Genomic DNA, 1,698 nt, shown 5'->3' with positions numbered 1-1,698 from the left:
GTGGTTGTTTGTATGTACAGAAACGAACTTTAGCGGCCCGTCAGGGCTTTGAGGCATCGCAAGAGTACGGCGTATTCCGAATCGGTCATACCCGATGCCAATTCCGCATTATGCTCTTGCGCGGCCGTGCTGAGGTCGCGATAGGCCGCCTGCCCGGTTCTGGACAATTCAAGAAGTTCCTGCCTCCGGTCCGCACCATCTTCCTTGCGGACAAGAAAGCCGCGTTCGGACAATCGCGCCACCGCACGCGAGATTTTGGTCTTGTGCAGATCCGCCCGTTTGCCGATTTCAGTCGCGGTCATCGCCCCATACCGTCCAAGATGGACAAGCACTCTCCACTCGGTTCGCAACATTCCATAGCGATCCTTGTAGACTTTCTGAAAGTTGAGGCTCGTCTCCTCTGCCGCCCGGTTGAGCAGGTAGGGCAGAAAAGAATGAAGGTCGAAGTCCGCTTCAGGCTTCATGCAGGATTCCCCTGTTGTTAGTTACAAAATTAACTATTACAAACGCAACTAATATCCGGAGGACGCCATGACCAACCATCCCACCCCTGCAGGATTTCGGCAGGCCGCCACGCCCTGCGGCACGACTGAAGGCTATATGCCCGGTTTCGGCAATGACTTTGAAACCGAAGCGTTGCCCGGCGCATTGCCCCAGGGCATGAACAGCCCCCAGAAATGCAACTACGGACTTTACGGCGAACAATTGTCCGGCACGGCCTTCACCGCACCCAGCCATCAGAACGAACGGACCTGGTGCTATCGCATCCGCCCGTCGGTCAAGCATTCCAGCCGCTATGAAAAGATCCCGCTGCCTTATTGGAAAACAGCGCCGCATGTCGTCGATGACGTCATCTCGCTCGGCCAGTACCGCTGGGATCCGGTCGCGCATTCGGATCAGTCGCTGACCTGGCTGACCGGCATGCGGACGATGACGACCGCAGGCGACGTGAATACGCAAGTCGGGATGGCGAGCCATATCTATCTGGTCACCGCCTCGATGGAGGACGCGTATTTCTACTCCGCCGACAGCGAACTTCTGGTGGTGCCGCAGGAAGGGCGGCTCAGGTTCTGCACCGAGCTTGGCATCATCGATCTGGAACCGAAGGAAATCGCCATCCTGCCGCGCGGGCTGCTCTACCGCGTCGAGGTGCTGGAGGGCCCGGCGCGTGGTTTCGTCTGCGAAAACTACGGCCAGAAATTCGAACTGCCCGGTCGCGGCCCGATCGGCGCAAACTGCATGGCCAACCGGCGCGATTTCAAGACACCCGTGGCCGCCTTCGAGGATCGCGAGGCGCCCACCACCGTCACCATCAAATGGTGCGGTCAGTTCCATGAGACAAAGATCGGGCACAGCCCGCTCGACGTCGTCGCCTGGCACGGCAACTACGCCCCGGTGAAATACGATCTGCGCACCTATTGCCCGGTCGGGTCGATCCTGTTCGACCATCCCGATCCGTCGATCTTCACCGTCCTGACAGCACCTTCGGGCGTTCCGGGCACCGCCAATATCGACTTTGTTCTTTTCCGCGAGCGCTGGATGGTGATGGAGGATACGTTCCGCCCGCCCTGGTACCACAAGAATGTCATGTCGGAACTGATGGGCAATATCTATGGCCAGTACGACGCCAAGCCGAGAGGATTCATCCCCGGCGGCATGTCGCTTCACAACATGATGCTGCCGCACGGGCCCGACCGC

2 protein-coding genes are annotated in these 1,698 nt (G+C 59.0%); one reads left to right on the top strand and one right to left on the bottom strand.

Translation table 11 applies throughout. The features are described from left to right. Window positions 1-29: 29 nt before the first annotated feature. Window positions 30-464: a MarR family winged helix-turn-helix transcriptional regulator gene (locus WBB85_RS14115; protein WP_432639244.1), complete on the bottom strand. Its 435-nt coding sequence runs from the start codon at window positions 462-464 to the stop codon at window positions 30-32. A 67-nt stretch (window positions 465-531) separates the two neighbouring features. Here WBB85_RS14115 and hmgA point away from each other — a divergent pair. Further along, the coding region (gene hmgA, locus WBB85_RS14110) for a homogentisate 1,2-dioxygenase (protein WP_432639243.1) at window positions 532-1,698 on the top strand (1,167 nt) is incomplete at its 3' end.

This window comes from Albidovulum sp., assembly GCF_049646345.1.
Taxonomy (GTDB): domain Bacteria; phylum Pseudomonadota; class Alphaproteobacteria; order Rhodobacterales; family Rhodobacteraceae; genus Albidovulum.
The sequence above is the reverse complement of the archived record's forward strand: the minus strand, read 5'-3'. Positions and strand labels throughout refer to the sequence as shown.